General features: G+C 48.8%; 26 protein-coding genes and 2 pseudogenes. 12 read left to right on the plus strand and 16 right to left on the minus strand.

Translation table 11 applies throughout. The annotated features are described in order from the left end of the window. Positions 1-14: 14 nt before the first annotated feature. The 3 genes from MF4836_RS11835 to MF4836_RS34990 all read left to right on the plus strand — a co-directional run bounded on the left by MF4836_RS11835 (position 15) and on the right by MF4836_RS34990 (position 2,237). Positions 15-1,595, plus strand: a complete 1,581-nt coding sequence (locus tag MF4836_RS11835) for a replication endonuclease (protein WP_048402095.1) — start codon at positions 15-17, stop codon at positions 1,593-1,595. Positions 1,596-1,669: 74 nt separating this feature from the next. Continuing rightward, on the plus strand, positions 1,670-1,879 hold the full coding sequence (locus MF4836_RS11840) for a hypothetical protein (protein ID WP_078470477.1): 210 nt from the start codon (positions 1,670-1,672) through the stop codon (positions 1,877-1,879). A 133-nt stretch (positions 1,880-2,012) separates the two neighbouring features. Further along, a complete protein-coding gene (locus MF4836_RS34990) occupies positions 2,013-2,237 on the plus strand; it encodes a hypothetical protein (RefSeq protein ID WP_048402097.1) in 225 nt (74 codons plus the stop codon). A gap of 14 nt (positions 2,238-2,251) precedes the next feature. On the opposite strand, the gene MF4836_RS11845 is transcribed toward MF4836_RS34990, so the two are convergent. From MF4836_RS11845 to MF4836_RS11870, 6 genes and pseudogenes are all read right to left on the minus strand, one after another. Next, positions 2,252-4,120 (minus strand): relaxase/mobilization nuclease domain-containing protein, encoded by a 1,869-nt coding sequence (locus tag MF4836_RS11845; RefSeq protein WP_078470478.1) that lies wholly within the window; start codon positions 4,118-4,120, stop codon positions 2,252-2,254. 7 nt (positions 4,121-4,127) lie between these two features. Then, the gene (locus MF4836_RS11850) at positions 4,128-4,493 is read right to left on the minus strand and encodes a plasmid mobilization protein (protein ID WP_078470479.1); all 366 of its coding nucleotides are present in this window, start codon (positions 4,491-4,493) and stop codon (positions 4,128-4,130) included. Positions 4,494-4,928: 435 nt separating this feature from the next. Then, positions 4,929-5,474, minus strand: a complete 546-nt coding sequence (locus MF4836_RS11855; protein ID WP_078470480.1) for a hypothetical protein — start codon at positions 5,472-5,474, stop codon at positions 4,929-4,931. Positions 5,475-5,568: 94 nt separating this feature from the next. Then, on the minus strand, positions 5,569-6,114 hold the full coding sequence (locus MF4836_RS34995) for a hypothetical protein (RefSeq protein WP_048402102.1): 546 nt from the start codon (positions 6,112-6,114) through the stop codon (positions 5,569-5,571). A gap of 157 nt (positions 6,115-6,271) precedes the next feature. Continuing rightward, complete coding sequence (locus MF4836_RS11865; protein ID WP_078470482.1) at positions 6,272-8,026, minus strand: recombinase family protein; 1,755 nt, start codon at positions 8,024-8,026, stop codon at positions 6,272-6,274. A 45-nt stretch (positions 8,027-8,071) separates the two neighbouring features. Next, a pseudogene (locus tag MF4836_RS11870) lies at positions 8,072-8,881 on the minus strand (YifB family Mg chelatase-like AAA ATPase); the annotation flags it as partial. Between MF4836_RS11870 and MF4836_RS11875 the strand changes: the two are divergent. Both MF4836_RS11875 and MF4836_RS11880 read left to right on the plus strand, forming a co-directional pair. Continuing rightward, a complete protein-coding gene (locus MF4836_RS11875) occupies positions 8,882-10,573 on the plus strand; it encodes a recombinase family protein (RefSeq protein WP_078470483.1) in 1,692 nt (563 codons plus the stop codon). It begins immediately after the preceding pseudogene. A gap of 235 nt (positions 10,574-10,808) precedes the next feature. Continuing rightward, positions 10,809-12,419, plus strand: coding sequence for a hypothetical protein (locus MF4836_RS11880; RefSeq protein WP_238596143.1), 1,611 nt, complete (start codon positions 10,809-10,811; stop codon positions 12,417-12,419). Positions 12,420-12,500: 81 nt separating this feature from the next. Here the strand turns inward: MF4836_RS11880 and MF4836_RS11885 are convergent, their stop codons facing one another. The 4 genes and pseudogenes from MF4836_RS11885 to MF4836_RS11895 form a co-directional block, all read right to left on the minus strand. Continuing rightward, positions 12,501-13,415 carry a hypothetical protein gene (locus tag MF4836_RS11885; RefSeq protein ID WP_078470485.1) on the minus strand — a complete coding sequence of 305 codons (915 nt, stop codon included), beginning with the start codon at positions 13,413-13,415 and terminating at the stop codon, positions 12,501-12,503. Between the two features lie 640 nt (positions 13,416-14,055). Next, positions 14,056-15,357, minus strand: a complete 1,302-nt coding sequence (locus MF4836_RS35000; protein WP_153050231.1) for a HEPN domain-containing protein — start codon at positions 15,355-15,357, stop codon at positions 14,056-14,058. Positions 15,358-15,526: 169 nt separating this feature from the next. Further along, a pseudogene (locus MF4836_RS11890) lies at positions 15,527-15,730 on the minus strand (magnesium chelatase domain-containing protein); the annotation flags it as partial. Between the two features lie 159 nt (positions 15,731-15,889). Beyond that, positions 15,890-16,150 carry an accessory factor UbiK family protein gene (locus tag MF4836_RS11895; protein WP_078470486.1) on the minus strand — a complete coding sequence of 87 codons (261 nt, stop codon included), beginning with the start codon at positions 16,148-16,150 and terminating at the stop codon, positions 15,890-15,892. A gap of 417 nt (positions 16,151-16,567) precedes the next feature. On the opposite strand from MF4836_RS11895, the gene glnK reads away from it, so the two are divergent. The 4 genes from glnK (at position 16,568) to sutA (ending at position 19,340) form a co-directional block, all read left to right on the plus strand. Further along, the gene (glnK, locus tag MF4836_RS11900; protein ID WP_002555808.1) at positions 16,568-16,906 is read left to right on the plus strand and encodes a P-II family nitrogen regulator; all 339 of its coding nucleotides are present in this window, start codon (positions 16,568-16,570) and stop codon (positions 16,904-16,906) included. Positions 16,907-16,940: 34 nt separating this feature from the next. Then, entirely contained in the window at positions 16,941-18,278 is a 1,338-nt protein-coding gene (locus tag MF4836_RS11905; protein ID WP_078470487.1) for an ammonium transporter, read from the plus strand. A 210-nt stretch (positions 18,279-18,488) separates the two neighbouring features. Then, on the plus strand, positions 18,489-18,914 hold the full coding sequence (locus MF4836_RS11910; RefSeq protein ID WP_020295986.1) for a secondary thiamine-phosphate synthase enzyme YjbQ: 426 nt from the start codon (positions 18,489-18,491) through the stop codon (positions 18,912-18,914). A gap of 102 nt (positions 18,915-19,016) precedes the next feature. After that, positions 19,017-19,340 (plus strand): transcriptional regulator SutA, encoded by a 324-nt coding sequence (gene sutA / locus MF4836_RS11915; RefSeq protein ID WP_078470488.1) that lies wholly within the window; start codon positions 19,017-19,019, stop codon positions 19,338-19,340. Positions 19,341-19,484: 144 nt separating this feature from the next. On the opposite strand, the gene MF4836_RS11920 is transcribed toward sutA, so the two are convergent. Genes MF4836_RS11920 through lptM form a run of 6 tightly spaced genes read right to left on the minus strand, consistent with a single transcriptional unit; the run spans position 19,485 to position 24,067 of the window. Next, complete coding sequence (locus MF4836_RS11920; protein WP_078470489.1) at positions 19,485-20,180, minus strand: HAD family hydrolase; 696 nt, start codon at positions 20,178-20,180, stop codon at positions 19,485-19,487. Next, positions 20,177-21,076, minus strand: coding sequence for a tyrosine recombinase XerC (xerC, locus tag MF4836_RS11925; RefSeq protein ID WP_078470490.1), 900 nt, complete (start codon positions 21,074-21,076; stop codon positions 20,177-20,179). The genes MF4836_RS11920 and xerC overlap by 4 nt, the downstream gene beginning before the upstream one ends. 2 nt (positions 21,077-21,078) lie before the next feature. Continuing rightward, a complete protein-coding gene (locus MF4836_RS11930) occupies positions 21,079-21,804 on the minus strand; it encodes a DUF484 family protein (protein WP_020295982.1) in 726 nt (241 codons plus the stop codon). A gap of 13 nt (positions 21,805-21,817) precedes the next feature. Next, positions 21,818-22,648: a diaminopimelate epimerase gene (dapF, locus tag MF4836_RS11935; protein WP_078470491.1), complete on the minus strand. Its 831-nt coding sequence runs from the start codon at positions 22,646-22,648 to the stop codon at positions 21,818-21,820. Between the two features lie 3 nt (positions 22,649-22,651). Then, positions 22,652-23,899 carry a diaminopimelate decarboxylase gene (gene lysA, locus MF4836_RS11940; protein WP_078470492.1) on the minus strand — a complete coding sequence of 416 codons (1,248 nt, stop codon included), beginning with the start codon at positions 23,897-23,899 and terminating at the stop codon, positions 22,652-22,654. Between the two features lie 9 nt (positions 23,900-23,908). After that, the gene (gene lptM / locus MF4836_RS11945; RefSeq protein ID WP_020295979.1) at positions 23,909-24,067 is read right to left on the minus strand and encodes an LPS translocon maturation chaperone LptM; all 159 of its coding nucleotides are present in this window, start codon (positions 24,065-24,067) and stop codon (positions 23,909-23,911) included. A gap of 239 nt (positions 24,068-24,306) precedes the next feature. On the opposite strand from lptM, the gene cyaY reads away from it, so the two are divergent. The 3 genes from cyaY to rnk all read left to right on the plus strand — a co-directional run bounded on the left by cyaY (position 24,307) and on the right by rnk (position 25,428). Continuing rightward, positions 24,307-24,639 carry an iron donor protein CyaY gene (cyaY, locus tag MF4836_RS11955; RefSeq protein WP_020295978.1) on the plus strand — a complete coding sequence of 111 codons (333 nt, stop codon included), beginning with the start codon at positions 24,307-24,309 and terminating at the stop codon, positions 24,637-24,639. Between the two features lie 4 nt (positions 24,640-24,643). Continuing rightward, positions 24,644-24,874 carry a DUF1289 domain-containing protein gene (locus MF4836_RS11960; protein ID WP_078470493.1) on the plus strand — a complete coding sequence of 77 codons (231 nt, stop codon included), beginning with the start codon at positions 24,644-24,646 and terminating at the stop codon, positions 24,872-24,874. Positions 24,875-25,014: 140 nt separating this feature from the next. Further along, on the plus strand, positions 25,015-25,428 hold the full coding sequence (gene rnk / locus MF4836_RS11965; RefSeq protein WP_020295976.1) for a nucleoside diphosphate kinase regulator: 414 nt from the start codon (positions 25,015-25,017) through the stop codon (positions 25,426-25,428). Positions 25,429-25,434 lie beyond the last annotated feature (6 nt).

Below are 25,434 nucleotides of genomic sequence, written 5' to 3' on the forward strand. Positions count from 1 at the left end.
CAATAATAACTTACATGATATTTATTCCGCAACGCATAACCCTTAAAAATCTTACCCCTGAATTCTTCTTTGCAGAATGTGAAAGGCAATATTTTTTTGAGCGAGCTATCGAAAAAAAGATGACTTCAAAGGAATATTTTGAAAATAAGTTAAGTAACTCATCAAAAAGAAAATGTTCAAAGTTGGCCAAAGAAATAAGAAGCCTCAAAAATAAATTCACTTGGGTTGCCACTTGTAGTGAATATAAATGTTGGAAGATACGACATAAATACATGCTAGCTGGCGATTTGGACGAAATCGTCAAAAACATCACGTTTGTTTTCAAGAAAATTCAAGAGCAACTAATAATAAAGCAAAGAAATCTTAAAAACGATGACTCCGGCGAGAGTATTTTTTCGCATATAAAGAATGACTGGGATATTGGTTATGGTATCAAAATCAAGGATATCAAAGGGTCAGCCATGAAAGACAAACTCATCAACATTGCTGATGAGAAAAGACTTAAATCACAAATAAAAAGAATACAAAAACAAAGAAGCGAACTTTTAAAGCTCCACTCTGGATTAATTGGTTTAGGTCGAGCATTTGAGATTTGTAGTGATGAAGTTGTTCAAGATAGAGAAGCTGCCGAGCAAAAACAATATGAATACATATTGAGCAAATACGTTGTTTATGCAGACCATAGGAAAACCCCACTATCAAAAGTAGTAAGCACTGAAAAACAAAGATTTGCCGAGATATATATTCAAGTTTCATCATTGGACACCTACGCCAAGAAACTTGACTACAAGCCTCTTTTTATCACTTTCACCGCTCCGGCAAGATTTCACCCAAAGCCGTCGAAAGGGGTTAGCTCTTGGGACGGTTCAACCCCAAAGGAAAGCAATGATTACTTAAAAGGTCTGTGGAATGCTTTTAGAAAAGATATTCATAGACATAAGATTGAGATGAATGGTTTTTGGGCTGTTGAGCCACACAAAGACCAATGCTTTCACAAGCACGCTTTAATGTATGTTAATAAGAAGCATTATGATGAATTAGTAATCTTGATTAATAAGCATTTTAGACACTCGGAAAACGCCGTAAGAATTGAAGAAATTGACACAAAGAAAAGCAAGGCAACATCATACGTGATGAAGTATCTAACAAAGTCATTCAACATGGACTTTGAGCTGAAAGACGGCGTGTTAAATATGGACAAGCTGGAAATTTCAAATCATAAGAAAGTGAGAGCCGTTCAAGCTTTATGGTCTGTTCGTAGATACGCAATGTTCGGCGTTAAGAATACGCTTTCATTGTGGAGAGAGCTGAAAAGAAAATCCTTCTTGAAAGGCAAAAATGAAGCTCTTGATAAAGCATTCATGTTTGTTGAAAGAAACGACTTTATAGGCTTTTCGATGTTTGTTAATGGGAAGCTCAAAATAATGAGGGTCTTTAATGAAATACAAATTATGAAAGATGATTTGCTCGGCGATGTATTTGGCAAAAGCCTAATAGGTAAATACATAATTGACTTGGAAACGAACGAAGTGATTGATATTAAATCCACCTGCAAGATTGTCGAAGCTTCATCGCTTGATACTGCGGCAATCTAATAAATACATATTTATCTATTGATTTACTAGAATGCCATGTTATATTGTAACTAAGGCATGGGAGGATAATCAATATGAAATTAATAAGAGTGGCTAGCGGAAAAAAAGAAGTTTTAAAATTCATTAAAAAAATGGGCCTCGATGGGATGTATGAAAACATTAGAAGCATACACAAAAATAGTGAGTGTGATTTATTTTATGATACCGTAGACGGCGAATTCAAAGCATTAGTAGACCAAAGTAAGGTTCCGTATGAGTATTGGGATAACTGCTTGAAGATGTAATCGGTCGGATAGTCTATCAGCCAGCGAATGCTGGTTTTTTTGTGCCTGAATTCTCTCAAGAAAAATATGTGTTTATTTGACTTTGCTTTTATTTGTGCTCTAATAAATATATATAAATAAGAAAGAGACACCAATGAAAAAACCAAAAGCAAAAGCAAATCTTAAAGTTTGCACCATCACACTCGACGCTGAAACACATAATCAATTTAGAGAAATTGCCAATGCTCATAAATTTCCGTTGTCACGCTTTATAAATGACTGCATGAAAGAATATTTGAATGTAAGCAAGGTTAGCGGATTCAATAAAGATGTAACACTGCAGGTAGGAATTAGGAATTTTCAAACCCAAGACAAATAAAAGCCCATAGGGCTTTATTTTTTATCCGGTTGGATTTGTATCTCTGGCTTAAATCTTGTATTGTATTTCATTGATTTTTTAAACTCACTATCAAGCTCGTTGGCTAGCTTTTGACTTCTCTCTTTTATCTCATCGTGAACTTTATATAGCTCCTGCCTTATATAGTATTGTGTTTGTTCAACGGCAGGCTTTAAGTGAACATAATCACGGTGTTTAGCGTCCCATATTCTATGGCCTGCAATATCATTGCTGCTGTTACCAATAAAGTGTTTTCTTTCGATGCGGCTCACTATATCTGCCATCTCATCACATAGCTCGCTGGTGTCGTAAGTGGAATAATCGCCATCAATCTTGCCATTTTCAGGCTCTGGAAGCGACTCCGGTGCCATCGGCATGTAAAGCTCATCTATGGCAGAACCTACTGGTTTAAATGGTTCTATGGCTTCCGTAGGAGTTTGTGCGACTGGGATAGCTATGGCTGGCCCAAACATATCGTGCAAGTCATCAATCAAGCCTTCATTGGCTGACGTAACCTTTTCTTGCTCAATCTGCTTTGTAGGCTCTGCTGGCTTCTCTGGTGCGTTTTGAGCGGGTGTAGGCATGACAGGTGGAACAATGACAGGTTCGGCTGGTTTTGGCTCTTCTACGGCTTTCTTGGCCTTCCATTTCTGAGCTTGTAATTCATAGTCCGCTTTTCTTTGTTCAAGCTCTTTCAAGTCTTGTTGAGTAGGTTCATAGCCCGACAATGTGAATCCCTTTGCTTCAAGGTTCATCATTTTGAACTCCATCCACATTTTTTTCTTTGCATAGTCTGGCCCATTCACATAGAGCGGCCCCGGCTTCTTCATGTCAGTTGTTAAACGTTGAAGTCCAGCTTTGATACTATCTCTTGATAAGTCTTGAAATGTAACCTTTGAAGGGTCTTTATAGTATTCAAAAGCTTTCTGGCTGGTGAAGTTTTTAAAGAAATGCTCAACGTTGCCGCCGACTTCTTGGTGTGTGAACTTCTTATCTAGAACCGTTTTGAATTTATTCTTTTTAAGGAATTCAACATCTTCGCTTGTAGTAAGGTTTAATTCCTCATTGTATCTACTAGCTTTTTTTGAATAGTGCTCCATCAGTTCACTAAATTGATGCTTTTCTTGAAGCTTGTTTTTTAGTTTCGAGTATTGAATACCTAACTCACTGGCCTTGAATATTTGGCCTTCTTTTTCTAATGAATAGGCGTTTTGTCCATTCGGAATAATGTCAAAGCCTTGCTTGTGAAGGTTAGCAAGGAAAGCAGTAGTTGTGGCTGCGTCTTTAAAAGCAATTTCAATTTCTTCTTTGAATGCTTTCTTGTGAGATTTTATGCCTCTGACTTCAAGAGCTTTTTCGTTGCGGCTCTCTGGTGGTTTTGTTTCTAAGTCAGGGTTTAAAGATTTTCTGTTAGTGACTTGGAATAGTCCGTGTTTCTTTTCGAGCTCGGTTAGCTTATGCTCGATAATGAGATAATCATCAACCTGATTATATATTTTATTGTTGAAATCTCTGGGTGCCCAAATAAAGTGAACGTGGATTTGTTTAGTATCTGTGTGAACAGCAAAAGCGTGCTCACGGTTTAAGCCGTGAGTATCTGAATAAAGTTCTTTTGCTATGGCAAGGGCTTGTTCGGGTGTGATTTTGTCGGATGGGTCAAAAGATACCATTTCGTGAAAGCTGGTATTTTTCTGTTTTCCTTTACAAGATTTATCAATTTTTTTCGCTAAGAACTCAATGAACTCTTGCGTTGTTCCGGTTTGGAGTCTGTTGCTATCTATGAGAATAGATTTTTTTAAACCATACCCGAGTGTGTTCTGTGTCTCTCCTTTACTTTTCTGCGTGCTGAGTTTCTTCCTTATCATATTGTCCTTATTTTGTTAGTTTGATTTTTTGCGTATTCTGTTCAATCATCAAATAATATCTATCAAATGCTTTTTTAGCTTTCTCGAAAACCGATATATTCTCATTTGCCATATTGGCTTTTCCAGAGTTTATTGCGGCAGCTATTTGATTTAAGTTATTGCCAAGCATTCTCAAATTTGTTTCTTGCTGTTCCATGTATCGAACAAACTCATCATTCCTAATTTCTATAATCTTGCAGCCGTTTAATGCTAGCTGTTCAATATACTTTGCTTGGCTAATATCTAGACGTTTCGCATTTTCTACAATCTGTTCTTTTGCTTCTGCTGAAATCCTAATATTGAATTGCTCACCATTTCTTTTTTTCTTACTCATAGTTATCCTCGTGGTTGGTTTGTGTTTTTCTGGAATGACCGAAGGCATTGCAGCTACCTGATTTTGCTTTTATATTTTCAAACGAAGTGCAGAAAATCGAGTAGGGAAGTAAGTGAAAAATGTCGAAGACTTTTGAGCGGTAGGATAAAAACGAAGTTTTTTCCTATACATTCCCATTGCTCGCCTTCTTTTTCTTGACTTCATATTATTATGCTAACTCAAGTTTAAAAGATTTCAATAGTGTATAGGAGTAATAGTTATTGATGACGTGCCTAGGAAGCAAACTAGGAGACTGCCTAGGACTGGTATAGGAAAGTTATAGAAATAAAAAAGGCCACCTGATTAGGCAGCCTTAAATAGAAAACATGTGAGCAAGTTGAAACTTGGCTTTTTCAAACATAAGATTTATACATACGTAGTATTTTTAACACCTACCTAGAACCAAGTTCCATCTTCTTCAGGGGTTTTCAATTGGCTTTTATAATTGCTTTTATTAAACTGTTCTACTTTTTTATAAGTCATCAACTTTTCGGGTTTACGATATTCGTCATCGCTTGCAAATGCTTGGAAGGTGTTGTCATCAACCATCCGAATATGCAGTTGAAGCTCTCTCGAATCGTAACCATAAAACTCAACAAAACCCGGAATTTCACTTTGGCGTGCAATCATCAAAGCTTCTTTAACCGGCTCATCATAAAGATAGTAAGTAGCTTTTACCATTATAGCCCCACCCGTTTCAGTGTCATTTTTACCGAAACGAGTATTTACATAAGGTTCAAAAACCACTCCACCATTCATGTCTTCTGTTTGACCAAGCCATCTGTAACCTTCGAGAGCCTTAGTGATTGACTTAATAGGGCCCGCATACTGAACGCTGGTTCTATCTTTATCTAGCTCTATCCGCTCAAAGGTTTCTGCTGATGCAGTGAACGAAAAAGCTGCAATAAGCGAAGCAAATACAAAGTTTATAATCCAGCCCATATTCAATCTCCATTTTATTACTAAATTTATTAAAATGCCGATCCATCACGACATGAAGAACACTATCCACATGGCCTTATTATTTTAAACTTTATTAGAAAATCATACCGCTTTCTTCTGCGTCTTTCATTTCACTCTTATAGTTACTTTTATTAAAATTATCTACTTTTTTATACGCCATCAACTTGTCCGGCTTGCGATATTCGTCTGCACTTGAAAAGGCTTGGAACGTATCATCATTCACCATTCTTATGTGCAGCTGAAGCTCTCTTGATTCGTACCCGTAAAACTCAACAAAACCCGGAATCTCGCTTTGACGAGCAATCATCAGAGCCTCTTTAACTGGCTCGTCATAAAGGTAATAAGTGGCTTTTACCATTATAGCCCCACCAGTTTCAGTTTCATTTTTACCGAAACGAGTATTTACATAAGGTTCAAAAACTACTCCGCCATTCATATCTTTTGTTTGACCAAGCCATCTGTAACCTTCAAGAGCCTTAGTTATTGACTTAATGGGGCCAGCATATTGAACACTGGTTCTATCGTTATCAAGTTCAACTCGCTCAAAGGTTTCTGCATTAGTAACAAAAGATGAAGCGGCCAATGCTACCGCAAAACACAATCCGATAGTTTTTTTCATTTGTCTTCCTTGCCATTTATAAAAATCAATCAAAACATAGAAATACTATCACAAAATAATATTAAAACGCCAGCACGCATGATTTATTGCTTTATAGAGTGGAAGGTATAGGAATAAAGGCCACCTCATTAGGCGGCCTACTTTTATTATGATGGCGTCAATTAAAGTATTCGTTGAGGTTGTTGATGCCGAATTCTTTAAGTGGATTATGTAGGCTGAACTGCTTAGCTATGCGGTCAATTTCAAAACCGTTCTGGAAAATCTTAGCAAACAAAGTCCTTGTGGTTTTATCGAAGTTGAACTTGAAGGTGATGTCGTTAGCAACAAAAAATTGATTTATTTTCAAACGTCCATTTTCTGTTTTGTATAAATCAATTATGTCGTTTTCTGAGTAAATATTTATAGTCGTTTTCTTGATGTTTATTTGTGTTTGTAGCTCTGCAAGGTTTTGTTCAATATCGTTGATATTTGCTTCTGTTTTGCTAACTACCTCTAAGAATTCTTTTGGGATAACGCCGCTGGTGAAGCCAGCAAAAGATTTCATTAGGTTGTCTCTGTAACTTTTTTGTTCAAGCAAAAGGTTGTTCAGTTCAACAATTTTCTTGTTGTCTTTGGTTTGGGTTTCTCTGTTTGACAGGAGCTTGATTAGTAACTCTTTAAAGTTTTCTGTTCGTTCTTCCTCGTCAATATCTTCCTGTGTCGGAAGGCGATACTTCATACCGCTTTCGCGAGTTATCCATTCATACTGAATTCCAGTGTCTTCGATTTCGTTTTGCCACGGATGAACGTCGAAGTCTTCATGTGTCGTGGATTGATATATGAGTTCAAGAAATAACCCAAAAGCCAAGTCAAAACGGAAGCGTGGCTGGTCACATCCATTTTTTAACTCTTTGCGTGTGTAGCATTGAAAATATGGATAAACGACGCCCTTGGGGTTTGTTTGTTTTTCAAAAAGCATAGATGCATCACAGCAATCACATTTGATGCAGTGACGAAAAATGTTCAGGCTTCCAACACTTTGGTTGCCATAGTTTTTTCTTTGTGCTCTGTTTTTCATTGCCGCTATTGCTTCATTAAATAGTTCATATGAAACGATTTGCGGATAATAATTTTCAATGTATCGCTCAAATACTTTCTTTTTATTTTCGTCTCTTCTTTGAGCCATATACGCACCTAAAACATATTTTGTGTCTATCAAGTGCTTTATATTTCTGCTTGACCACTTTCGTTTTGAGTAAGCGTTGAGCTTTTTAATTGATAATGAGACGCCAACATATTTCAAGCTCTCAAAGAAATCTCTTATTTCCTGAGCTTCTTCTTCCTCGATTTCAAAGCAGTTAAGTTCTGTATTATATCGAATTCCATATGGTGGATTATGAGCGTTAAAAATGACCTTTTCTTCTTCGGCTAACTTCTTGGCCCTATTCCATGCAGATTTTCTACGAACTGATTTTGTCTTACTTTCTTCGTATGCTCGCTTTGCGATAACACTTAAAAGAATATCTTGCTGTAAGTCATCAATACGGTTTGTTTCGTTTGGTTTTTCATATCGTTGACCATCAATGGTGGTTATTAAAATAACCCCTTTTTCAAGGATGCCATTGACCAGCTCCTTTGCTTGTAGAAGCCTTTGACGACTGAGCCGGTCAATACTTTCAACGAATATATAATCGCCCTCTTTGATATGCATATCGCTAATCATATCAATGAGTTCTTTTAGTTTTCCTTTTCGTTTGTTGCTTCCATCGTGTGCAGATATGCCCGTATCCGAGTAGATATTCTCGGGCGGCAACTCAATACCTTGTTGCTTTGTAATGGCTTGGATTGAAGCCATTTGACGGTCTACGGAGTCCCTACCAGCTTCACCTTGGGCTTTTGATGAGTAGCGTATGTATGCGTAAGCGGTAGGCATTCCGAGCTTCCTGTGTCCGTGTCAGAAAGTATGAGAATACCACCTACCACTCTCCAGCGGTTCTCGCAGCACCTCCAACACCTTGCGGTCGAATTCCGGCAGCTCATCGAGAAACAGCACCCCGTGATGGGCCAGGGTGATTTCTCCGGGTTGCGGTTTCGAGCCTCCACCCACCAGTGCCGGCCCGGACGCGGAGTGGTGGGGCTGGCGAAACGGTCGTTGTGGCCAGTGGCACAAGGGGATGTGGCTGGCGACCGACTGAATCGCTGCCACTTCCAGTGCTTCCTGTTCCTGCAATGGCGGCAGCAGGCCGGGCAAGCGGCTGGCAAGCAGGGTCTTGCCGGTGCCTGGCGGGCCGCTGAACAGCAGGTTATGGGCACCTGCCGCCGCCACCAGCAGCGCCCTTTTGGCCGCCAGCTGGCCCTGGACTTCATTCAGGTCGGGGTAAGGGCGGTCCGCTTGCAGCAAACCATTGGAAACAAACGGCTCGATCGGCGCATGGCCATTGAAATGCGCCACCGCCTCCAGCAGATGGTCGACCGCGATCACTTTCAGGCCCGATGCCAGGCAGGCTTCTTCGGCATTCGCCCGCGGTACCACCAGCGTGCGTCCGGCGCTGCGCGCGGCCAGGGCCGCCGGAAGCACGCCGCGCACCGCGCGCACGGCGCCGGATAACGCCAGCTCACCCAGGCATTCGACTTCATCCAGCGCCAGGCTGGGCACCTGCACGCTGGCGGCGAGAATGCCCAGGGCAATCGCCAGATCGAAGCGTCCGCCGTCCTTGGGCAGGTCGGCCGGTGCCAGGTTGAGGGTGATGAGTGCTACCCTTTGGGGAATATTAAGGAGAGCACTGTCATGAGTAAAACGATTTTTCCCTACGTCAGATTCAGCTCCCCCGAGCAGATGAAAGGAGACAGCCAACGCCGACAGATTGAAAAAATCAGGCACTACGCAGTGTCTAATGGGTATCAATTGAACGAAACACTTGACCTCCAAGATCTTGGCCTGTCGGCCTACCATGCAGAGCATATGGAAGCTGACGCAGGCTTAGGCCGCTTCCTCTTGGCAATTGAGAGTGGCTTGATTCCGTTGGATGGAACTTCATATCTTTGTATCGAGCAATTAGATCGGCTAAGTCGTCAGTCAATCGATCAAGCGAATGAGCTGTTTAAAAAAATTCTTCGCGCAAATGTCAATATCATCACGATGATGGATTCTAGGGTCTACACAAAGGAATCCCTCAATTCATTTATGGAAATTGTCTACAGTTTGTTCTTGATGGAGCAGGCACACCAAGAGAGCGCCAAAAAAGCAAGTCGTATAAAAAGCGTCTTCAATGGTCGTTTGGCGAAGCTAGAGCGAGGAGAAAAAATACAGTACGCGGGCCAAATTCCGGGGTGGCTGAAAAAGACTAAAGTTAGCGGCGTATTTGAAATTGATGAAGCCAAGGCTAATGTGGTGAGAGAGATTTTCACACGAAAATCGAACGATGAGAGCCTGAAAAAAATAGCAGACGATCTCAATTCTAGAGGGGTTAGCAGGCTCAGAAATAAATCTGACGGATCTAAGCTTTGGACGACTGGAGCACTCTCAAACTTACTGAAAGCCGAATCCACTTATGGCGTTCTTATAGTCAAGCAAACGACCAAGATAAAAACACTATCAGGCAATCGTAGCGAAGTCACAGAGTTAGGCCGATTTGATAGTTACTATCCTGCTGTAATCAGCCGGGAGCTATTCATGTCGGCTAGAGAAAAGCTCAAAGAAATAAACACGATTAAAGATTACGGACGAAGTACATCAAAGAACTTATTTTCAGGTTTGGTGTATTGTGGGTATTGTGGTGAGCGAATGTACTTCGATGAAGATGATAAAATGCTCAAGAGTGGCCGAAAATACTATCGCCATCTAAAATGCATCGGATATCTGCACAAGCTATGTGACAAAGGAAAATTAAAATACGATAACTTCGAGAGTGTTTTTCCTTGGTCTTATGCTTATGACGCCGAAAAAGGAAGTGCTCACACACAAGCAAAAATTTCTGCACTTGGTCGTGATCGGTTAAGTATAGAGGGCGAACTTTCAATGAACAAAGAGCGCTTGGAAAGCCTTACGGCAGCATTTGAAGCGTCCGAAGACTATGATGCCGATTTTTTTCTTAAAACGACGTCCTCAATCTCAAGAAAAATTGCTGCGAAGCAGCGAGAGCTTGACAGCATCATCACTCAGATTAGTTTTTTTGCAGGTTCTGTAGCTGAGCCTTTGGAGTTTGATCTTACAAACGCTTCTGATAGAGACAAGGCCAAGGCACAGTTAAAAAGAATTCTAGCGGCAATAATAGTTTATCCAGCTGAGTCTATGGGGTTCTTGTTGTTTAAAAACGGGAATGTGCAATCGATAGACGCTATTGCAAGAGCGAAAACTGATATGAAAGCCTTTAGTTACTTTGCCAGATACGCAAAAGATCTCAAACAGAAACTTGAATCAGGCTCAGGCGATGCAAAGCTCAAAAAAATATTCGATGCACTTAGGCATTGGTCAGACTAACTATGGGGGCTTGAAAATATTAGAACGCATGATAGGATAAAATAGGGTTGTATTAAAAAGTGTGAATTTTTATCAACCCGTGGATGAAATCCTCACACTTTTGCTTCGCAAAAGACGCTTCGCTTGAGAGTATTTCACGGGTTCCTGCCAGAAGGGCAGAAGCAACAAATCAAAATAAAAATCCTATGAGGGCTAAATGAATGGACTAAAAAGTACTACAATGCTATGGAAAAGAATGAACTACTCCGCCCAGCAGGGCAGAGTAAAAAATACACCGGGAATATCTCAATTGAAAAGTTCACTTGATCACAGTCTACGCACTGTGATGAAAAAGGAACTTGAATTCAACCAAGATCTGGCTCATCGTAATTTTATTATTCGCAATAATAAGATGATTAGGCTGGACAGCCTAACACTTGAGGACAGGCAGAGCCTTGTCAATGAAATATTATCATCTGTGCAGAGTGACGTAGGCACTCATGAGGGTCTATCAAAGCTCAAAGATGACCGCTCAAAATACGCTTATAAGCTCAAGAAATTGCTATCCAAGGCTGATGAGCCGGAATCGCTAAAAACGCTCATAAACGGCCTTTTAGACGCTCAGAGCAGCACCCTTTCCACTTCCCTTGTCGATCAAGTCGATTCGATGAACGTTAAGCGTGTAAATGACAAAAAGAAGGCCATAGGCACATATATAAAATTGCACAACGAGATTGTTGCGGCGGGCAATAACTCGTTACACAAAAGTAAAACCGTACTTCAGGAGTGTTTTTTTAAATTTCCAGCAAGAAACAAAGTTAACGAAGTTAAGCCAGTAGATTATCTCCGCATTATTTATGATTTTCACAAGAAATATCTACCGGACTACGAAATCAAAACCTGCGTATTTCACGGGGACGAGGTGTTAAGTCAAGAGCAAATAAACAATGCTGTGCATCCTCATATATTTATCTCCGGGAAAAACACAAAGTCTGGTCAATATGATTTGGTGCAAGCCCAACTTGATTTGATTAATAGGTATCTCAAAAGTAAGGGTGAGCCAGTTATACAGAATAACTCATTCACTGCATCGCAAAAAATAGGCGAAACTTACCAGTGTCTTGTTTATGAGTATGTAAATAAACGATTGAAGGAGTTTGGATATAGTATAGAGGCGTCCATACATGAAAAAACAAAAGAGCACAAAGAAAAGCTTAAGGCAATAGCAAAAGACGCCCATAAAGCTAAAGTCATGAGGGGCTTTAATCTTTTGAGTATGTCGGAGAACGAGCTGAAAAAAGCAGAGCAAGAAAAAAATGATCTAGCAGATCAACAGCGTTCAATTAAATACAAGATACTCTCTATTGATAAGCTCAGGCTGAGGCTTGTGAAAAAGAACAATCAGCTTGCACAGCAAGCCAACCAGATTAAGGCGGTGTTTAGCGATGCTAAAGCAGCCGTGGATATCTTAAAAGATCAGAAGCGCCAGCTAGAAGAACAAAATAACTCTTTGCTAGATAATATTAAATCAAACGAAAAAGTTCTAGGGGCGCGCGTACATTCTGTAGAAAAAGCTATTGCACTGTTGGCTCATACAGCTCGGGAACAACAAGATATGAAGCGTGTTTTTGCAGAATTTAAAGAGTCTAACTTTAATATGCTTAAGTCTCTATCACCAAGCGAGCGAGTTTATTATATGTATAACATACGTGAGCGCTTAGCTCGTGAGGGTGTTGATGTTTCTGCCGGGAAAATACTCAACCGAACTGATAGTCTTAAACTTAGTGCTTCTGACGCTTACAATAGCTTGAAGAGGTTTGTCTCAAAAAGAAAGCCAGCAGTCAAAGAGTCAAAGCCAAAAAATTGATATTCGTTATGCAGACGGCATTCTATAAATGCCAAGTATATGAAAAGACCGCCTTGTAGGCGGTTAATTTGAATTCGAGGCTTATCCGAAAATGATAGCGAATGCTTTTGAATTTTCCGCTTCTTCTGACTTTTTTTCTGTGGTTGATTTTCTTTCTTTTATTAACTCATATTCTATGTACTCAGGGCGATTTCCTTTCTTGTGTACTTGCCAGCCTTTTTTTATTAGCGCCGCCTCCTCAAGCTTTTTAAATGCTATGTAAATCTGCTCATTTTGGTGCTTTCTTTCACTATATGATTCTAAGCCAAAGCGTTCAATCATTGCGTTGAAATACATTTTTGTATAGCCGCTGTTAGCTAGCATTTGTATATAAGCGTTTGCAGAAACAGGGCCAAGCAAATTGAGCTTTGCCATTGCAATCATGCCAATAAAATTTAATTCTTTACTTTCTTTTCTCACGGAGTATACAAATTCAAATCCAACTTTGAGTGTGAAGTTTTTGAATTCAAAGTTGTAATTTTCTTCATGGTCTTGGTTGTGTATTGTTAACTCGTAAAAAGGTCTTGTTTTTATTACGGCCCCGTCTTTTGTTTTTACGAACGTCATTTCAGATATGGTATTTAGTGTAGATACAAGCGTTCTTCTCTTTTCGGTTTTTCTATGGAGTCCGGGCTTTAGCCCTATAAGTTTATATACTTCGTCCACAGAGAAAGTTTGAATGTAGTCTCCAAACTGGTCTGTGTTTATATCTTGGTTGTTGTCTATAAGTTTGAGAATTGCTAGGAAAACCTTGTAGTCAAAATATGAAAGCCTAACCATTTCTATATGAAAGTCTTTCATGTCGCCTAGCTGTATTTTTCTCGTTTTAGTTCTTGTTTCACCTCTAGTTTTGCTGAAAAGAGCTAAGTTCATAAAGGTCTTTACGATTGGAATTACACCGCCAGCGGTGTAGATATGAGTTAATCCATAATCCTTTTCTTTTGAGTATTCTTGCATGGCATGTTTTTTTATTGTGTATATTCATTGTTGCATTTTAAAATGCCTTGTCAAGTTTTCCGACCTTAAATATCTGAGAGTGTCATTGTTTGATAAAGAAGGTTCCTCAAAGGTGCGGAGTTTTTAGGACTAAACCACGACCATCGATAGGACTAAGACACGACCTTGATAGGACTAAACCACGACTTTCCTATATATAAATAAGTATTATAAATAAATAAAATCTTAAGTAAGGTGAAATTGAAATTTCACTTTACTTCCAATGACTTAGAGATGTTAAGGCAAATGGCAAAAGCACACACCATTCTGGTGCGCTTCGCGCTTGAAAGGCAGAAGGGTAGGGCAGAACGTCAGGTTTGACGTTCTAAAGGTCCTTTAGGACGATTAAATCTGCTCTGACGTTAAATTGCATGAACGACAAAAATAACAGCCTAAAAACCCTATTTCTGTTTTTAAAAACTGAACCATACAAACGGCATTTATGCCGCCCAGAACGATCTGCTATGCTTAAAGATTTTGCTCGGCCCATAAAGACACGGGTACAAGTCCCCGCGCCTTTCAGCGCCTTTATCAAAAGCTGAAAGCGATTATCAGCAGATGAATGGAGTGCTCAGCTATATCTCAAGGATTGTTCGAGCGCTTAGCCAGTTGCTGAAGCTGGTAATATTGAGGGCGCTTTTAATATTGCCTTTTGGGCAATATTTTTCAAGTCATTCAGTGGCTTGCTCTTAAAGTGCTTTACATATTGTTGGTATTTAGGCCACTCGGAAATATAACGGCTTCCACCGTGAACAAGCTCATTTCTTAGTTCGAAAAGCCATCGTGTTTTTTCCGCTGATTTTTCGTCCAGTCCGAGACTGCTTACACCTGCGACAATAGAGCTTTCAACAGAACCACGTTTACCAAATAGAGCATCAAGTGAAATAAAATAGTTAACATATGATTCTATATCGTCGGAATTCATAGCACGGTTTAAAAAGTTAGCTGCTTTTTTTATACGTTGTTTGTACTCATTTGGGCAACTATTGAGCGATTCATACCACTTTGCTATTTTCTTGGTTGTATCGTCGCTAACTATAATATCAGATATGTAAAATGGAGAAAGTGCCCCGCAGTCACTAAGTGTAATTGATCTGTCAGGTGCGGTTTTATGGGGGAACTGAATACAATTAGTATAGGGTTGCGCCATCGACTTTTGAAAGCTGTACTCGGATTCCTCCGAGGCATATGCGAAGAGCACAGTAATGAACATTCTGAATTTTAAGCTGCTTGCAAATTTTGCACCCTTCTGAGTACCGTATTCCTCTGCTAATAAAATATAATGAAACTCAAACCCACCATTGAAGGAAAATCTAGTATCTACTGTGAACGGAGAGCTTGGGGTCCAGCTGTCAAAAATATACCCTTCCGCGCTAAACTTGTTCCAAGTTGACTCATCACTGCATGAAATTAAATGCAACCCTTCTTCAGGCAAGGAAAGTGATGGGCCTCTGAATCTGGTTAAAGGGTAAGTTGTACACCTTTTTCCTATAATACTTCTAAGTTCTTCTTTTATTTCTTCCGAAATTAACTTGGTGAACTCAATAACTGATATATTGCCTTTGCATTCAAAGAGGTTGGGTTTGCCTCTAAAAACCACGTCGTCGCCATTGAAAAGCGGTTTGTCCAAGCAAATTTTCTGTAGTGTTGAGATAACGATGTTGTTAACAGACTCTGTATCGCAATCCTTGAACTCTTGTTCTGTTTCGATGATAAGAGAAGTTACCGTATCAATGGCGTTGAAGGTATCTGGGCTATACCACCAGTCGAGTCCAAAACCTGAGAAAGAATACGGGTCTCGTCGGCCTGCTAAAAACCGGGCAGATGGCATTTTGTCCTCGGCTACCGGACTCAAGAGAATTGAACGCGTCAGCCTTGCTACCTGAGTCTGTAGTCGATCCATCGGGAGCCTCCAATCCAATTTGGTCCCTTAGCTTGCCATAGTCATTCGTTGGATTGTCGGGGCTAGCGGAGAAAGCCACGCTTCCGGTTCCCTAAATCCGTGTTGCTGGTCTGCTCCAGTGGAGCATGAAGCTGCTCCAGCGCATCCAATAGTTTCCCAAAAGTGTACAGCTTAGCGTGATGCGCCGTGCCGGAAAGTTGAAACCCGAGTTGATGATCGCGCTGCGCACCCGGTCTTTGCTTTCCTTGACCGCTGCTTCCGGTAGCCCCACCAGGGTCAGCGCGGGCAGGCCGTTGGCCAGGTGCACTTCGACGCTGACCGCCGGTGCCTGTACGCCGACTTGAGCGCGGCTGTGGATGATCGCCAGAGACATGAGCCCTTCCTTGGTGAGGCCCATGCCGCGTCCTGCGGCGGGCGTTACAAGGATAGTTGGCGTGGCGCCGGCGGCAGCCGGGCAATGCTCACAGGATGTGTCATCCCGGTGAGTGGTCGCCCCTGACCTGGGCCTGGCCCTAGATTCCCGCGCAGCCGGTCATTCGGTTGGCGGGTTGAGCCGGGCTTCGAGTTCGCTGACCTTGGCTTCAAGGCTTTCCAGGCGGGCGCGGGTGCGGGCCAGCACCACCATTTGGCTGTCGAATTCTTCGCGGCTGACCAGGTCCAGTTTGCTGAAGCCGCTTTGCAGCAGGGCCTTGAACTGGCTTTCGATTTCATTGCGAGGCAGCGGGGTGTCGCCGCTGAACAGGCGGGAGGCGTGGCCGCTCAGGGCGTCGAGAAGGTCTTTGGGCGCGAGCATGGGAAGGTCCTGAAAACTGATGGCGCGCAGTGTATCACGCAGCATTCGCAGGCACGGACGAGGGCAGGGACGCACGTTTTTCGCGCATGGCGCTGCGCGGCGACGCACCGTTTTTGTGCGTATCTGCGGCGGTGATGGCGAGCTGATACTGGCGATCGTCGGCAAGGGGTTGAAATCAGGGGCTTTTCAGGAGCTGGCAAGGTTTCTGCTTAGGAGCTGATGACCCATGCACTGATGCAGTCGCTGTGACGAATGCAGTGCGGCAGACGTAGCGGGAAGTGTTTCGTCAGGAGCGGTTAGCTGGTGTCGGTCTGGCAGCGGAAGGCCGACGATGCGTTACAAAGCCAGGCACTGCGCTTAGACTTGAGTCGGGTTTGTTTTCCTGGGGCAAGTCCACCAATTCGGGAGAGAGTTTTCATGAAGCTAGTCACTGCCATCATCAAGCCGTTCAAGTTGGACGACGTGCGCGAGTCGCTGTCCGAGATCGGCGTGCAGGGCATTACCGTTACTGAGGTCAAAGGCTTCGGTCGGCAGAAGGGCCACACCGAGCTGTATCGCGGCGCGGAATACGTGGTCGATTTCCTGCCCAAGGTGAAGATTGATGTCGCCATTGACGACAAGGATCTTGACCGGGTTATCGAGGCGATAACCAAGGCGGCCAACACCGGCAAGATCGGTGACGGCAAGATCTTCGTGGTCAATCTGGAACAGGCTATTCGCATCCGTACCGGCGAAACCGATACCGACGCAATCTAAGCCGCCAAACCCCAACGCCCCAGGAGAAAACAATATGACTCTGCGTAAATTCGCAGGGCTAGGAGCCCTGTTGTCCCTCGTAATGCCCAGCCTGGCCATGGCGGCAGACGAAGTGGCGGCTCCAGTCCTCAACTCCGGCGACACCGCCTGGATGCTCACCTCGACGGCCCTGGTGCTGTTCATGACCATTCCCGGCCTCGCGCTGTTCTACGGCGGCATGGTGCGTTCGAAAAACATTCTGTCGGTGCTGATGCAGTGCTTTGCCATTACCGGCTTGATCAGCATTCTGTGGGTCATCTACGGCTACAGCATTGCCTTCGATACCACGGGCATGGAACAAGGCGTCGTCAACTTCAACTCGTTCTTCGGCGGCATGGGCAAGGCGTTCCTCGCCGGTGTCACTCCGTCCAGCATCACCGGGCCTGCGGCGCTGTTCCCCGAAGCGGTGTTCATCACCTTTCAGATGACCTTTGCGATTATCACTCCGGCGCTGATCGTCGGTGCTTTCGCCGAGCGCATGAAGTTCTCCGCGATGCTGATCTTCATGGGCGTCTGGTTCACCCTGGTTTATGCACCGATCGCGCACATGGTCTGGTCCGGTAACGGCGGCCTGATGTGGGACTGGGGCGTACTCGACTTCGCTGGCGGCACCGTGGTGCACATCAACGCCGGTGTGGCCGGCCTGATCGCCTGCCTGGTACTGGGCAAGCGCAAAGGCTTCCCGACCACGCCGATGGCTCCGCACAACCTGGGTTACACCCTGATGGGCGCGGCCATGCTGTGGGTCGGCTGGTTCGGCTTCAACGCCGGCTCCGCTGCCGCCGCCAACGGCACCGCCGGCATGGCGATGCTCGTGACTCAGATCGCAACCGCTGCCGCGGCCCTGGGCTGGATGTTCGCCGAGTGGCTGACCCACGGTAAGCCAAGCGCCCTGGGTATCGCTTCGGGTGTGGTTGCAGGCCTGGTGGCCATCACTCCGGCCGCTGGCACCGTGGGCCCGATGGGCGCCCTGGTGATCGGCCTGGCCGCTGGCGTCGTGTGCTTCTTCTGCGCCACCAGCCTGAAACGCAAACTGGGCTACGACGACTCCCTGGACGCCTTCGGCGTGCATGGTATCGGCGGTATCCTCGGCGCGATCCTCACCGGCGTGTTCGCTGCTCCGTCGCTGGGTGGCTTCGGCACCGTGACCGACATCGCCGCACAGGTCTGGATCCAGTGCAAAGGCGTGGGCTTCACGGTGATCTACACCGCGATCGTCACCTTCATCATTCTCAAGGTGCTGGATGCCGTCATGGGCCTGCGCGTGACCGAGGAAGAAGAAGCGGTCGGCCTCGACCTGGCGCAACACAACGAGCGCGGCTACAACTTGTAGGTTCGCGAAAAAAAATGCCCGGCTTGCCGGGCATTTTTTTGCCCGGCGTTTGTCACTAACGCAAGGCTGAAAGGTTTTTTCCCCGGCGAGTCCAGGGGTTTGCCGTCGCTATTTTTCCCTGGCCAATTGCTTACAGCGCAGGGCGAGTATTAGGCGCTTTGTTTTTTCCCAGAGCGCGCTAGAATGCGCGCCGAATGTGCGGAGAACTGTATGTGGCAACAGACTCTGATTACCCTGCGGGCAAGGCCCCGAGGCTTTCACCTGGTAACGGACGAATTGCTCGCCGGCTTGCCTGAGTTGAAGGCCTGTCGGGTCGGTCTGTTGCATCTGTGGCTGCAGCATACCTCGGCCTCGTTGACCATCAACGAGAACGCCGATCCGGCGGTTCGACGTGACTTCGAGCGTTTTTTCAACGGGCTGGTGCCGCAAGGTATGGCCGGGTATGAACATAACGACGAAGGCGCGGACGACCTCCCGGCGCACTTCAAGGCCAGCCTGCTGGGCTGCCAACTGAGCTTGCCGGTATCGGCAGGGCGCTTGGCGCTAGGCAGCTGGCAAGGTGTTTATCTGGGCGAGCATCGAGATCATGGCGGTGCCCGTAAAGTCCTTGCCACCTTGCACGGTGATAAGGCATAAGCCGCTGGTTACCAGCGGATGTTGATTTTTTTCCAGCGACCTTCGACAGTCGGCTCAGCTGGGCTATAACTAATCTGCTTTTCGCAAGTCATGAGGTAGAACATGAGCGACGATGATCTGGAAAACGACGACCTCGAAGTAGGCGACGAAGACGAAACCGAAGAAGGTCTTGAAGCGGCCGCCGATGACGTGGTCGAAGACGATGGTGGCGATGCTCCCGCGCCGACCGCCAAAGGCAAGACCAAGGCTGCCGTATCGGTAGACGAGCTGCCGAGCGTCGAGGCCAAGAACAAAGAGCGTGATGCACTGGCGCGTGCCATGGAAGAGTTCCTGGCCCGTGGCGGTAAAGTGCAGGAAGTCGAGGCCAATGTGGTCGCTGACCCGCCCAAGAAGCCTGACAACAAGTACGGCAGCCGCCCTATCTAAGGCGCCTGCCCCGAAAAAGCCCGCCGTCGCTGCGGGTTTTTTTTGGCGCGCAAAAAAGTGGAGAGAAGCAGCGAGAGGCCGCCGCAAGCTGTAAGCCGTCAGCTTGGAGCTTGGAGCTTGGAGCTTGGAGCTTGCGGCTTAGCCCTATCTCCAGCGGCCGAGGAGGGCGGGGAGCTCGATCAGGCTGCGGATCTCGGCGTCGGGTGCGCGCTCGGCCTCCCAGGTTTTGCCGCCGGGATTGAACCAGATGGCCCGCAAGCCTGCCTGTTGGGCGCCGGCGATGTCGTCGCCGGGGTGGTCGCCGATATGCACGGCGCTGTCCGCTGTCGCCCCGCCCCGCTGCAGGGCCTCGTGGAACAGGCGCGCATCGGGCTTGGCGATGCCGATGTCTTCAGCGCACAAGGCGAACGTGAAGTAGTCCGCCAGGCCCAGGCGGCGCACGTCGGCATTGCCGTTGGTGACCACGCCCAGGGCGAAATGGTTGGCCAGGGCTTCCAGGGTCGGCACGACTTCGGGAAATATCTGTAATTGGTGCCGGGCGTGCAGGAACACCTCAAAGCTCTGATCGGCCAGTTGATTGGCCTGGACCTGGTCGTACCCGGCTTCTTCCAGGGCATGAAACAGCACGCGGCGGCGCAGGGCGCTGATGCGGTGCTTGAGGCTCGGATCCTGGCCCAGCACCCGTTCGCGAATGGCCCACAGATGCTCCACCGGCACACCGCCCAGGTTGGGCGCGTGTTCGGTCAGCCACTGGCGCAGGGTGGCTTCGGCGCTGACGATCACCGGCGCGGTATCCCACAGGGTGTCGTCGAGGTCGAAGGTGATCAGCTTGATGGTCATTGCTCACCGCCTTTGGTGCGTTTGGCCCGAGGATGGGCGCTGTCGTAGACCGACGCCAGGTGCTGGAAATCCAGGTGGGTGTAGATCTGCGTGGTCTTGATGTCCGAGTGGCCCAGCAGCTCCTGCACCGCGCGCAGGTCCTGGGAAGACTCCAGCATATGGCTGGCGAACGAGTGACGCAGCATGTGCGGGTGCAGGTTTTGCCCCAGTTCGCGCTCGCCCGCAGCCTTTACCCGTAGCTGGATCGCCCGCGGGCCAAGACGCCGGCCCTTCTGGCTGACGAACATGGCATCGTCCGCCGGATTGCTAAGGGCCCGCAGGGGCAACCACAACTGCAGCGCCTCGCGGGCCTTCTTGCCCACCGGCAGGACCCGGGTCTTGCTGCCCTTGCCATGCACCTGGACCAGGCCGTCCGCCAGGTCCAGTTGGTCCAGGTTGAGCCCGGTCAGCTCCGACAGGCGCAGGCCCGAGGAGTAGAACAGCTCCAGGATCGCCTGGTCGCGATGGGCCAGGAAATCGTCCTCCACGGCGCCGTCCAGCAGTTGCAGGGCGCGGTCGGTGTCCAGGGTCTTGGGCAGGCGGCGTTCACCCTTGGGCGGCGCCAGGCCGTTGGCCGGGTCGTGGTTGCACAGGCCTTCACGGTTCAGATAGTGGTAGAGGCCGCGCACCGCCGACAGCAGACGCGCCAGGCTGCGGGATGATTGTCCCTGCTGATGCAGGCGGGCGACCATGCTGCGCAGGGCCTGGATGTCGAGAGTCGCCCAACTGGCGACCTGCTGCTTGGCACACAGGGCCAGCACTTTGTTCAGGTCACGGCGGTAGGCTTCCAGGGTATGGGGCGACACCTGGCGCTCACTGCGCAGGTGCTCGCAGTAGGCGTCCAACTGCCGTTCCATGCTCAGCGTACCGAGCGCAGCGAGTGGGTGAAGCGCGGCAGGAGTCGACCCAGGACTTCGGCGATATAACTCAGAAACAGCGTGCCCACCGAGCTCTTGTAGTGCTGCGGGTCACGGCTGGCGATGGCCAGTACGCCGTGCACGCCCTGATGGGCAATGGCGACCACGGCGGTGGAGCCGATCTGCTTGCGCTGTTCTTCGCCGAACAGGAAGTCCAGCTCATGCTCGCGCAGGCTGCCGCTGACGCTCTTGCCCTCGGTGAGCAGGCCGCCAATGGCGGTCTGGGCCTCGCCGGCACTGACCCAGCGACCCACCGGCATGGCGTTGTCGCCAAACAGGATCAGGCTGACAAAGGGCACCTGAAAATCCTGGCGCAGGCTGTCTTCGACACTCATCACCAGGTCTTCGAGGCTGGTAGCATCCATCAGCGCCAGAATCAGGCGGCGGGTCTTTTCGAACAGCCGGTCGTTGTCGCGCGCCACATCCATCAATTGCGAGAGGCGGTGGCGCATCTCGATGTTGCGTTCGCGCAGGATCTTCATCTGCCGCTCCACCAGCGAGATGGTGTCGCCACGCTGGTGGGGAATACGCAGGGCCGGGAGCAGTTCTTCGTGTTCGACGAAGAAATCCGGATGAGCCTCAAGGTAGGCGGCAATGGCCGCTGCCTCCAGGCTTTCGGAAGGGGATTCGTCGGGCTTTTCGGCTGGAACCTGAGGCTGGTCGGTCATGGGGTTCGCTCACTCATAGACGCACTTGTCCTTCGTATACGCGTACTGCCGGGCCGGTCATCATCACCGGTTGGCCTGGGCCTGCCCATTCGATGGACAGGCGCCCGCCTGGCAGGTCGATCAATAGCGGCGAATCCATCCACCCCTGGCTGATCGCGGCCACTGCGGCTGCGCAAGCTCCGGTACCGCAAGCCTGGGTTTCCCCGGCCCCACGTTCCCAGACCCGCAGCTGCGCGCGCTGGCGGTCGATGACCTGGAGAAAACCGACATTGACCCGGGCCGGAAAGCGCGGGTGATGTTCGATTTTCGGGCCCAGCTCGTGCACCGGCGCGTTGTTGATATCGTCGACTCGCAGCACCGCGTGGGGGTTGCCCATGGACACGGCGGCCAGCTCGATCTGTTGGCCGTCGACATCAAGCGGGTAGCTCAAGGCCTGGGCCGGCGCGTCAAACGGGATCTCGGCCGGAACCAGGCGCGGGGCGCCCATGTTGACGCTGATCTGCCCGTCGTTGCGTATATCCAGCTCGATGATGCCGCTCTTGGTCTCGACCCGGATCTGGCGCTTGGTGGTCAGGCGCTTGTCCAGGACAAAGCGCGCAAAGCAGCGGGCACCGTTGCCGCACTGCTCCACTTCGGAGCCGTCGGAGTTGAAGATCCGGTAGCGGAAGTCCACATCCGGGTTGCTTGGTGCTTCGACAATCAGCAACTGGTCAAAACCGACACCGGTGTGGCGGTCGCCCCATTGCTTGGCGTGTTTGGGCAGAATGTGCGCGTGCTGGCTGACCAGGTCGAGAACCATGAAGTCATTGCCCAGGCCGTGCATCTTGGTAAAACGCAGCAGCATGGCTTACTCCGGCAGCAGGCTTTCGCCAGCAAACAACTCGGCTACCGTCTCGCGGCGACGCACTTCAACAGCCTGGTCACCATCGACCAACACTTCGGCGGCGCGGCCGCGGGTGTTGTAGTTGGAGCTCATGACGAAACCGTAGGCACCGGCGGAATGCACGGCCAGCAGGTCGCCTTCCTCCAGCGCCAACTGGCGTTCCTTGGCCAGGAAGTCCCCGGTCTCGCAGATCGGGCCGACGATGTCGTAGGTCCGTGGCTCGGCATCCCGAGGGCGCACGGCCGTGACGTCCATCCAGGCCTGGTACAGCGCCGGGCGGATCAGGTCGTTCATGGCGGCATCGACGATGGCGAAGTCTTTGTGTTCGGTGTGCTTGAGGTACTCGACCTGGGTCAGCAGGACCCCGGCGTTGGCGACAATGAAGCGTCCGGGTTCGAACACCAGGGCCAGGTCGCGGCCGTCGAGGCGCTCGCGCACGGCCTTGACGTAGTCGGCAGCCAGCGGAGGCTCTTCATCGCGATAACGCACGCCCAGGCCGCCACCGAGATCGATGTGGCGCAGGTAGATCCCGCAATCGCCGAGGCGATCCACCAGGTCCAGCAGGCGGTCGAGGGCATCGATGAAGGGCGCGAGGGTCGTCAGTTGCGAACCGATATGGCAGTCGACCCCCACCACTTCCAGGTTCGGCAGTTGTGCGGCGCGGACATACACGTCTTCGGCGTCGGCGATGGCGATGCCGAACTTGTTTTCCTTGAGACCGGTGGAGATGTACGGGTGGGTGCCGGCATCCACATCCGGGTTGACCCGCAACGATACCGGGGCCCGCACACCCAGCTCGGCGGCCACGACCTGCAGGCGCTCCAGCTCGTCGGTGGATTCGACGTTGAAGCAGTGCACCCCGACTTCCAGGGCGCGGCGCATGTCTTCGCGGCTTTTGCCGACACCGGAGAAGACGATTTTGTCGGCGCTGCCACCGGCGGCCAGAACCCGTTCCAGCTCGCCACGGGAAACAATGTCGAAACCGGCGCCCAGGCGAGCCAGGACGTTCAGAACACCAAGGTTGGAGTTGGCTTTTACCGCAAAGCACACCAGGTGCGGCGTGCCGGCAAGGGCATCGGCGTACGCGAGGTATTGGGCTTCGATATGCGCTCGGGAATAGACATAGGTTGGCGTGCCAAAGCGTTGGGCAATGGCGGACAACGCTACACCTTCCGCGAACAGCTCACCGTCGCGGTAGTTAAAAGCGTCCATGTTTTGCCCTTAGTAGGAGTCGTGCTTGTGCGACTGCGATTGCGACTTCGCTTGTTCTTCAGGGGACTTGCTGTCATCGGGGAGATACAGCGGACCTTTTTGACCACAGGCAGTAACGAGGCAGGCAACCGCGACGAGCGCAGCAAGGGAAGAGATCAGGCGCTTCATGGCGAAATCCTTGAGAATGCGTTAATTGCGCCCGAGTATACCGGCCACCTTGCAGCTTGCCTATGCGGCGCGGCTCCCGTCCGGCGGGCCTTTGCCCGCGGCGCCCGGGTGTCGGCGGGCGGGCACGGAAATAATTTGCATGGCCTTTGTGCCCTTGATCGGTATCCTTTGCATTCGCCTGGATGCCTCCGTATCTTGCGGCGCTTGAGCGTGAGTAGACACTTTTTGAGGTTGCCACAATGAGTTTGACTGAAGCCCGTTTCCACGATCTGGTCGATACGACCCAGCAGATGCTGGAGGATATTTTCGACGAGAGTGACCTGGACATCGATCTGGAGAGCTCGGCCGGTGTCCTCACCGTCAAGTTCGAAAACGGCAGCCAGGTGATCTTCAGTCGCCAGGAGCCTTTGCGTCAGCTGTGGCTGGCGGCGCGCTCCGGTGGGTTCCACTTCGACTACGACGAAGAAAGCGAGCGCTGGATGTGCGACAAGAGCGAAGAGCAACTGGGCGAAATGCTCGAGCGGATCGTCGAAGAGCAGGCAGATATCAAGCTTGAGTTCGAAGGGCTCTGAGACCGTGACCCAGACCGCGCCGGTGCGTGCCCCCAAGCCGCTGTACAGCAATATCAGCCCGGCGGTGGCCTCGCCGTGCATCAGCCTGTGCCGCCTGGACGAAGAGAAAGTATGCCGCGGCTGCTTTCGCCATGTCGAAGACATCCGCGAATGGCGCTCGGCCGATGACCAGCGGCGGCGCGATATCTGCGCCCAGGCGCTGACACGCCGAAATGCGGCAGCCGACCTCGGCTAGGGTCTGTGGCCGGCGGCTTGTTTATTTATTGTGCTGTGGTAGTGTCCGGTTACGCCTCGCCACATCGAGGTCTGTGAGAACCCCGTCTTATTTGGCGGGGTTTTGCTTTTTTGTGCAGAAAAAAGGAGTCTGCCTGGATCATGAGCACCGCACCTACCATCATCCTCACCCGCCTTGACGTGCAACGTCTGGAGCGCCTGATCGACAGCCTGGACGACTCGCTGCCTGGCGTTATCGCGCTGCAAACCGAGCTGGATCGCGCCGAAACACTGGTTGGTCACGATGAAGTCCCAGCGGGTGTCGTGACTATGAACTCGCGTGTGCATTGCCGTGAAGAAGGCAGTGGCAAGGATTACCACCTGACCCTGGTGTACCCGCAGGACGCCAATGCCGACGAAGGCAAGATTTCAATCCTGGCCCCGGTCGGCAGTGCGCTGCTGGGTTTGCAGGTGGGTCAGCACATCGACTGGCCGGCGCCGGGCGGCAAGACTCTGAAGCTGGCACTGCTGGAAGTGGAATACCAGCCTGAAGCGGCCGGCGACTTCCATCTCTGAAGCCCC

The sequence above is a fragment of the Pseudomonas sp. MF4836 genome (genome assembly GCF_002018875.1).
Classification (GTDB): domain Bacteria; phylum Pseudomonadota; class Gammaproteobacteria; order Pseudomonadales; family Pseudomonadaceae; genus Aquipseudomonas.

Coding starts and splice junctions, on each gene's coding strand:
- MF4836_RS11835 (WP_048402095.1), top strand. CDS start 15: ATGATATTTATTCCGCAACGCATAACCCTTAAAAATCTTACCCCTGAA.
- MF4836_RS11840 (WP_078470477.1), top strand. CDS start 1,670: ATGAAATTAATAAGAGTGGCTAGCGGAAAAAAAGAAGTTTTAAAATTC.
- MF4836_RS34990 (WP_048402097.1), top strand. CDS start 2,013: ATGAAAAAACCAAAAGCAAAAGCAAATCTTAAAGTTTGCACCATCACA.
- MF4836_RS11845 (WP_078470478.1), bottom strand. CDS start 4,120: ATGATAAGGAAGAAACTCAGCACGCAGAAAAGTAAAGGAGAGACACAG.
- MF4836_RS11850 (WP_078470479.1), bottom strand. CDS start 4,493: ATGAGTAAGAAAAAAAGAAATGGTGAGCAATTCAATATTAGGATTTCA.
- MF4836_RS11855 (WP_078470480.1), bottom strand. CDS start 5,474: ATGGGCTGGATTATAAACTTTGTATTTGCTTCGCTTATTGCAGCTTTT.
- MF4836_RS34995 (WP_048402102.1), bottom strand. CDS start 6,114: ATGAAAAAAACTATCGGATTGTGTTTTGCGGTAGCATTGGCCGCTTCA.
- MF4836_RS11865 (WP_078470482.1), bottom strand. CDS start 8,026: ATGCCTACCGCTTACGCATACATACGCTACTCATCAAAAGCCCAAGGT.
- MF4836_RS11875 (WP_078470483.1), top strand. CDS start 8,882: ATGAGTAAAACGATTTTTCCCTACGTCAGATTCAGCTCCCCCGAGCAG.
- MF4836_RS11880 (WP_238596143.1), top strand. CDS start 10,809: ATGAACTACTCCGCCCAGCAGGGCAGAGTAAAAAATACACCGGGAATA.
- MF4836_RS11885 (WP_078470485.1), bottom strand. CDS start 13,415: ATGCAAGAATACTCAAAAGAAAAGGATTATGGATTAACTCATATCTAC.
- MF4836_RS35000 (WP_153050231.1), bottom strand. CDS start 15,357: ATGGATCGACTACAGACTCAGGTAGCAAGGCTGACGCGTTCAATTCTC.
- MF4836_RS11895 (WP_078470486.1), bottom strand. CDS start 16,150: ATGCTCGCGCCCAAAGACCTTCTCGACGCCCTGAGCGGCCACGCCTCC.
- glnK (WP_002555808.1), top strand. CDS start 16,568: ATGAAGCTAGTCACTGCCATCATCAAGCCGTTCAAGTTGGACGACGTG.
- MF4836_RS11905 (WP_078470487.1), top strand. CDS start 16,941: ATGACTCTGCGTAAATTCGCAGGGCTAGGAGCCCTGTTGTCCCTCGTA.
- MF4836_RS11910 (WP_020295986.1), top strand. CDS start 18,489: ATGTGGCAACAGACTCTGATTACCCTGCGGGCAAGGCCCCGAGGCTTT.
- sutA (WP_078470488.1), top strand. CDS start 19,017: ATGAGCGACGATGATCTGGAAAACGACGACCTCGAAGTAGGCGACGAA.
- MF4836_RS11920 (WP_078470489.1), bottom strand. CDS start 20,180: ATGACCATCAAGCTGATCACCTTCGACCTCGACGACACCCTGTGGGAT.
- xerC (WP_078470490.1), bottom strand. CDS start 21,076: ATGGAACGGCAGTTGGACGCCTACTGCGAGCACCTGCGCAGTGAGCGC.
- MF4836_RS11930 (WP_020295982.1), bottom strand. CDS start 21,804: ATGACCGACCAGCCTCAGGTTCCAGCCGAAAAGCCCGACGAATCCCCT.
- dapF (WP_078470491.1), bottom strand. CDS start 22,648: ATGCTGCTGCGTTTTACCAAGATGCACGGCCTGGGCAATGACTTCATG.
- lysA (WP_078470492.1), bottom strand. CDS start 23,899: ATGGACGCTTTTAACTACCGCGACGGTGAGCTGTTCGCGGAAGGTGTA.
- lptM (WP_020295979.1), bottom strand. CDS start 24,067: ATGAAGCGCCTGATCTCTTCCCTTGCTGCGCTCGTCGCGGTTGCCTGC.
- cyaY (WP_020295978.1), top strand. CDS start 24,307: ATGAGTTTGACTGAAGCCCGTTTCCACGATCTGGTCGATACGACCCAG.
- rnk (WP_020295976.1), top strand. CDS start 25,015: ATGAGCACCGCACCTACCATCATCCTCACCCGCCTTGACGTGCAACGT.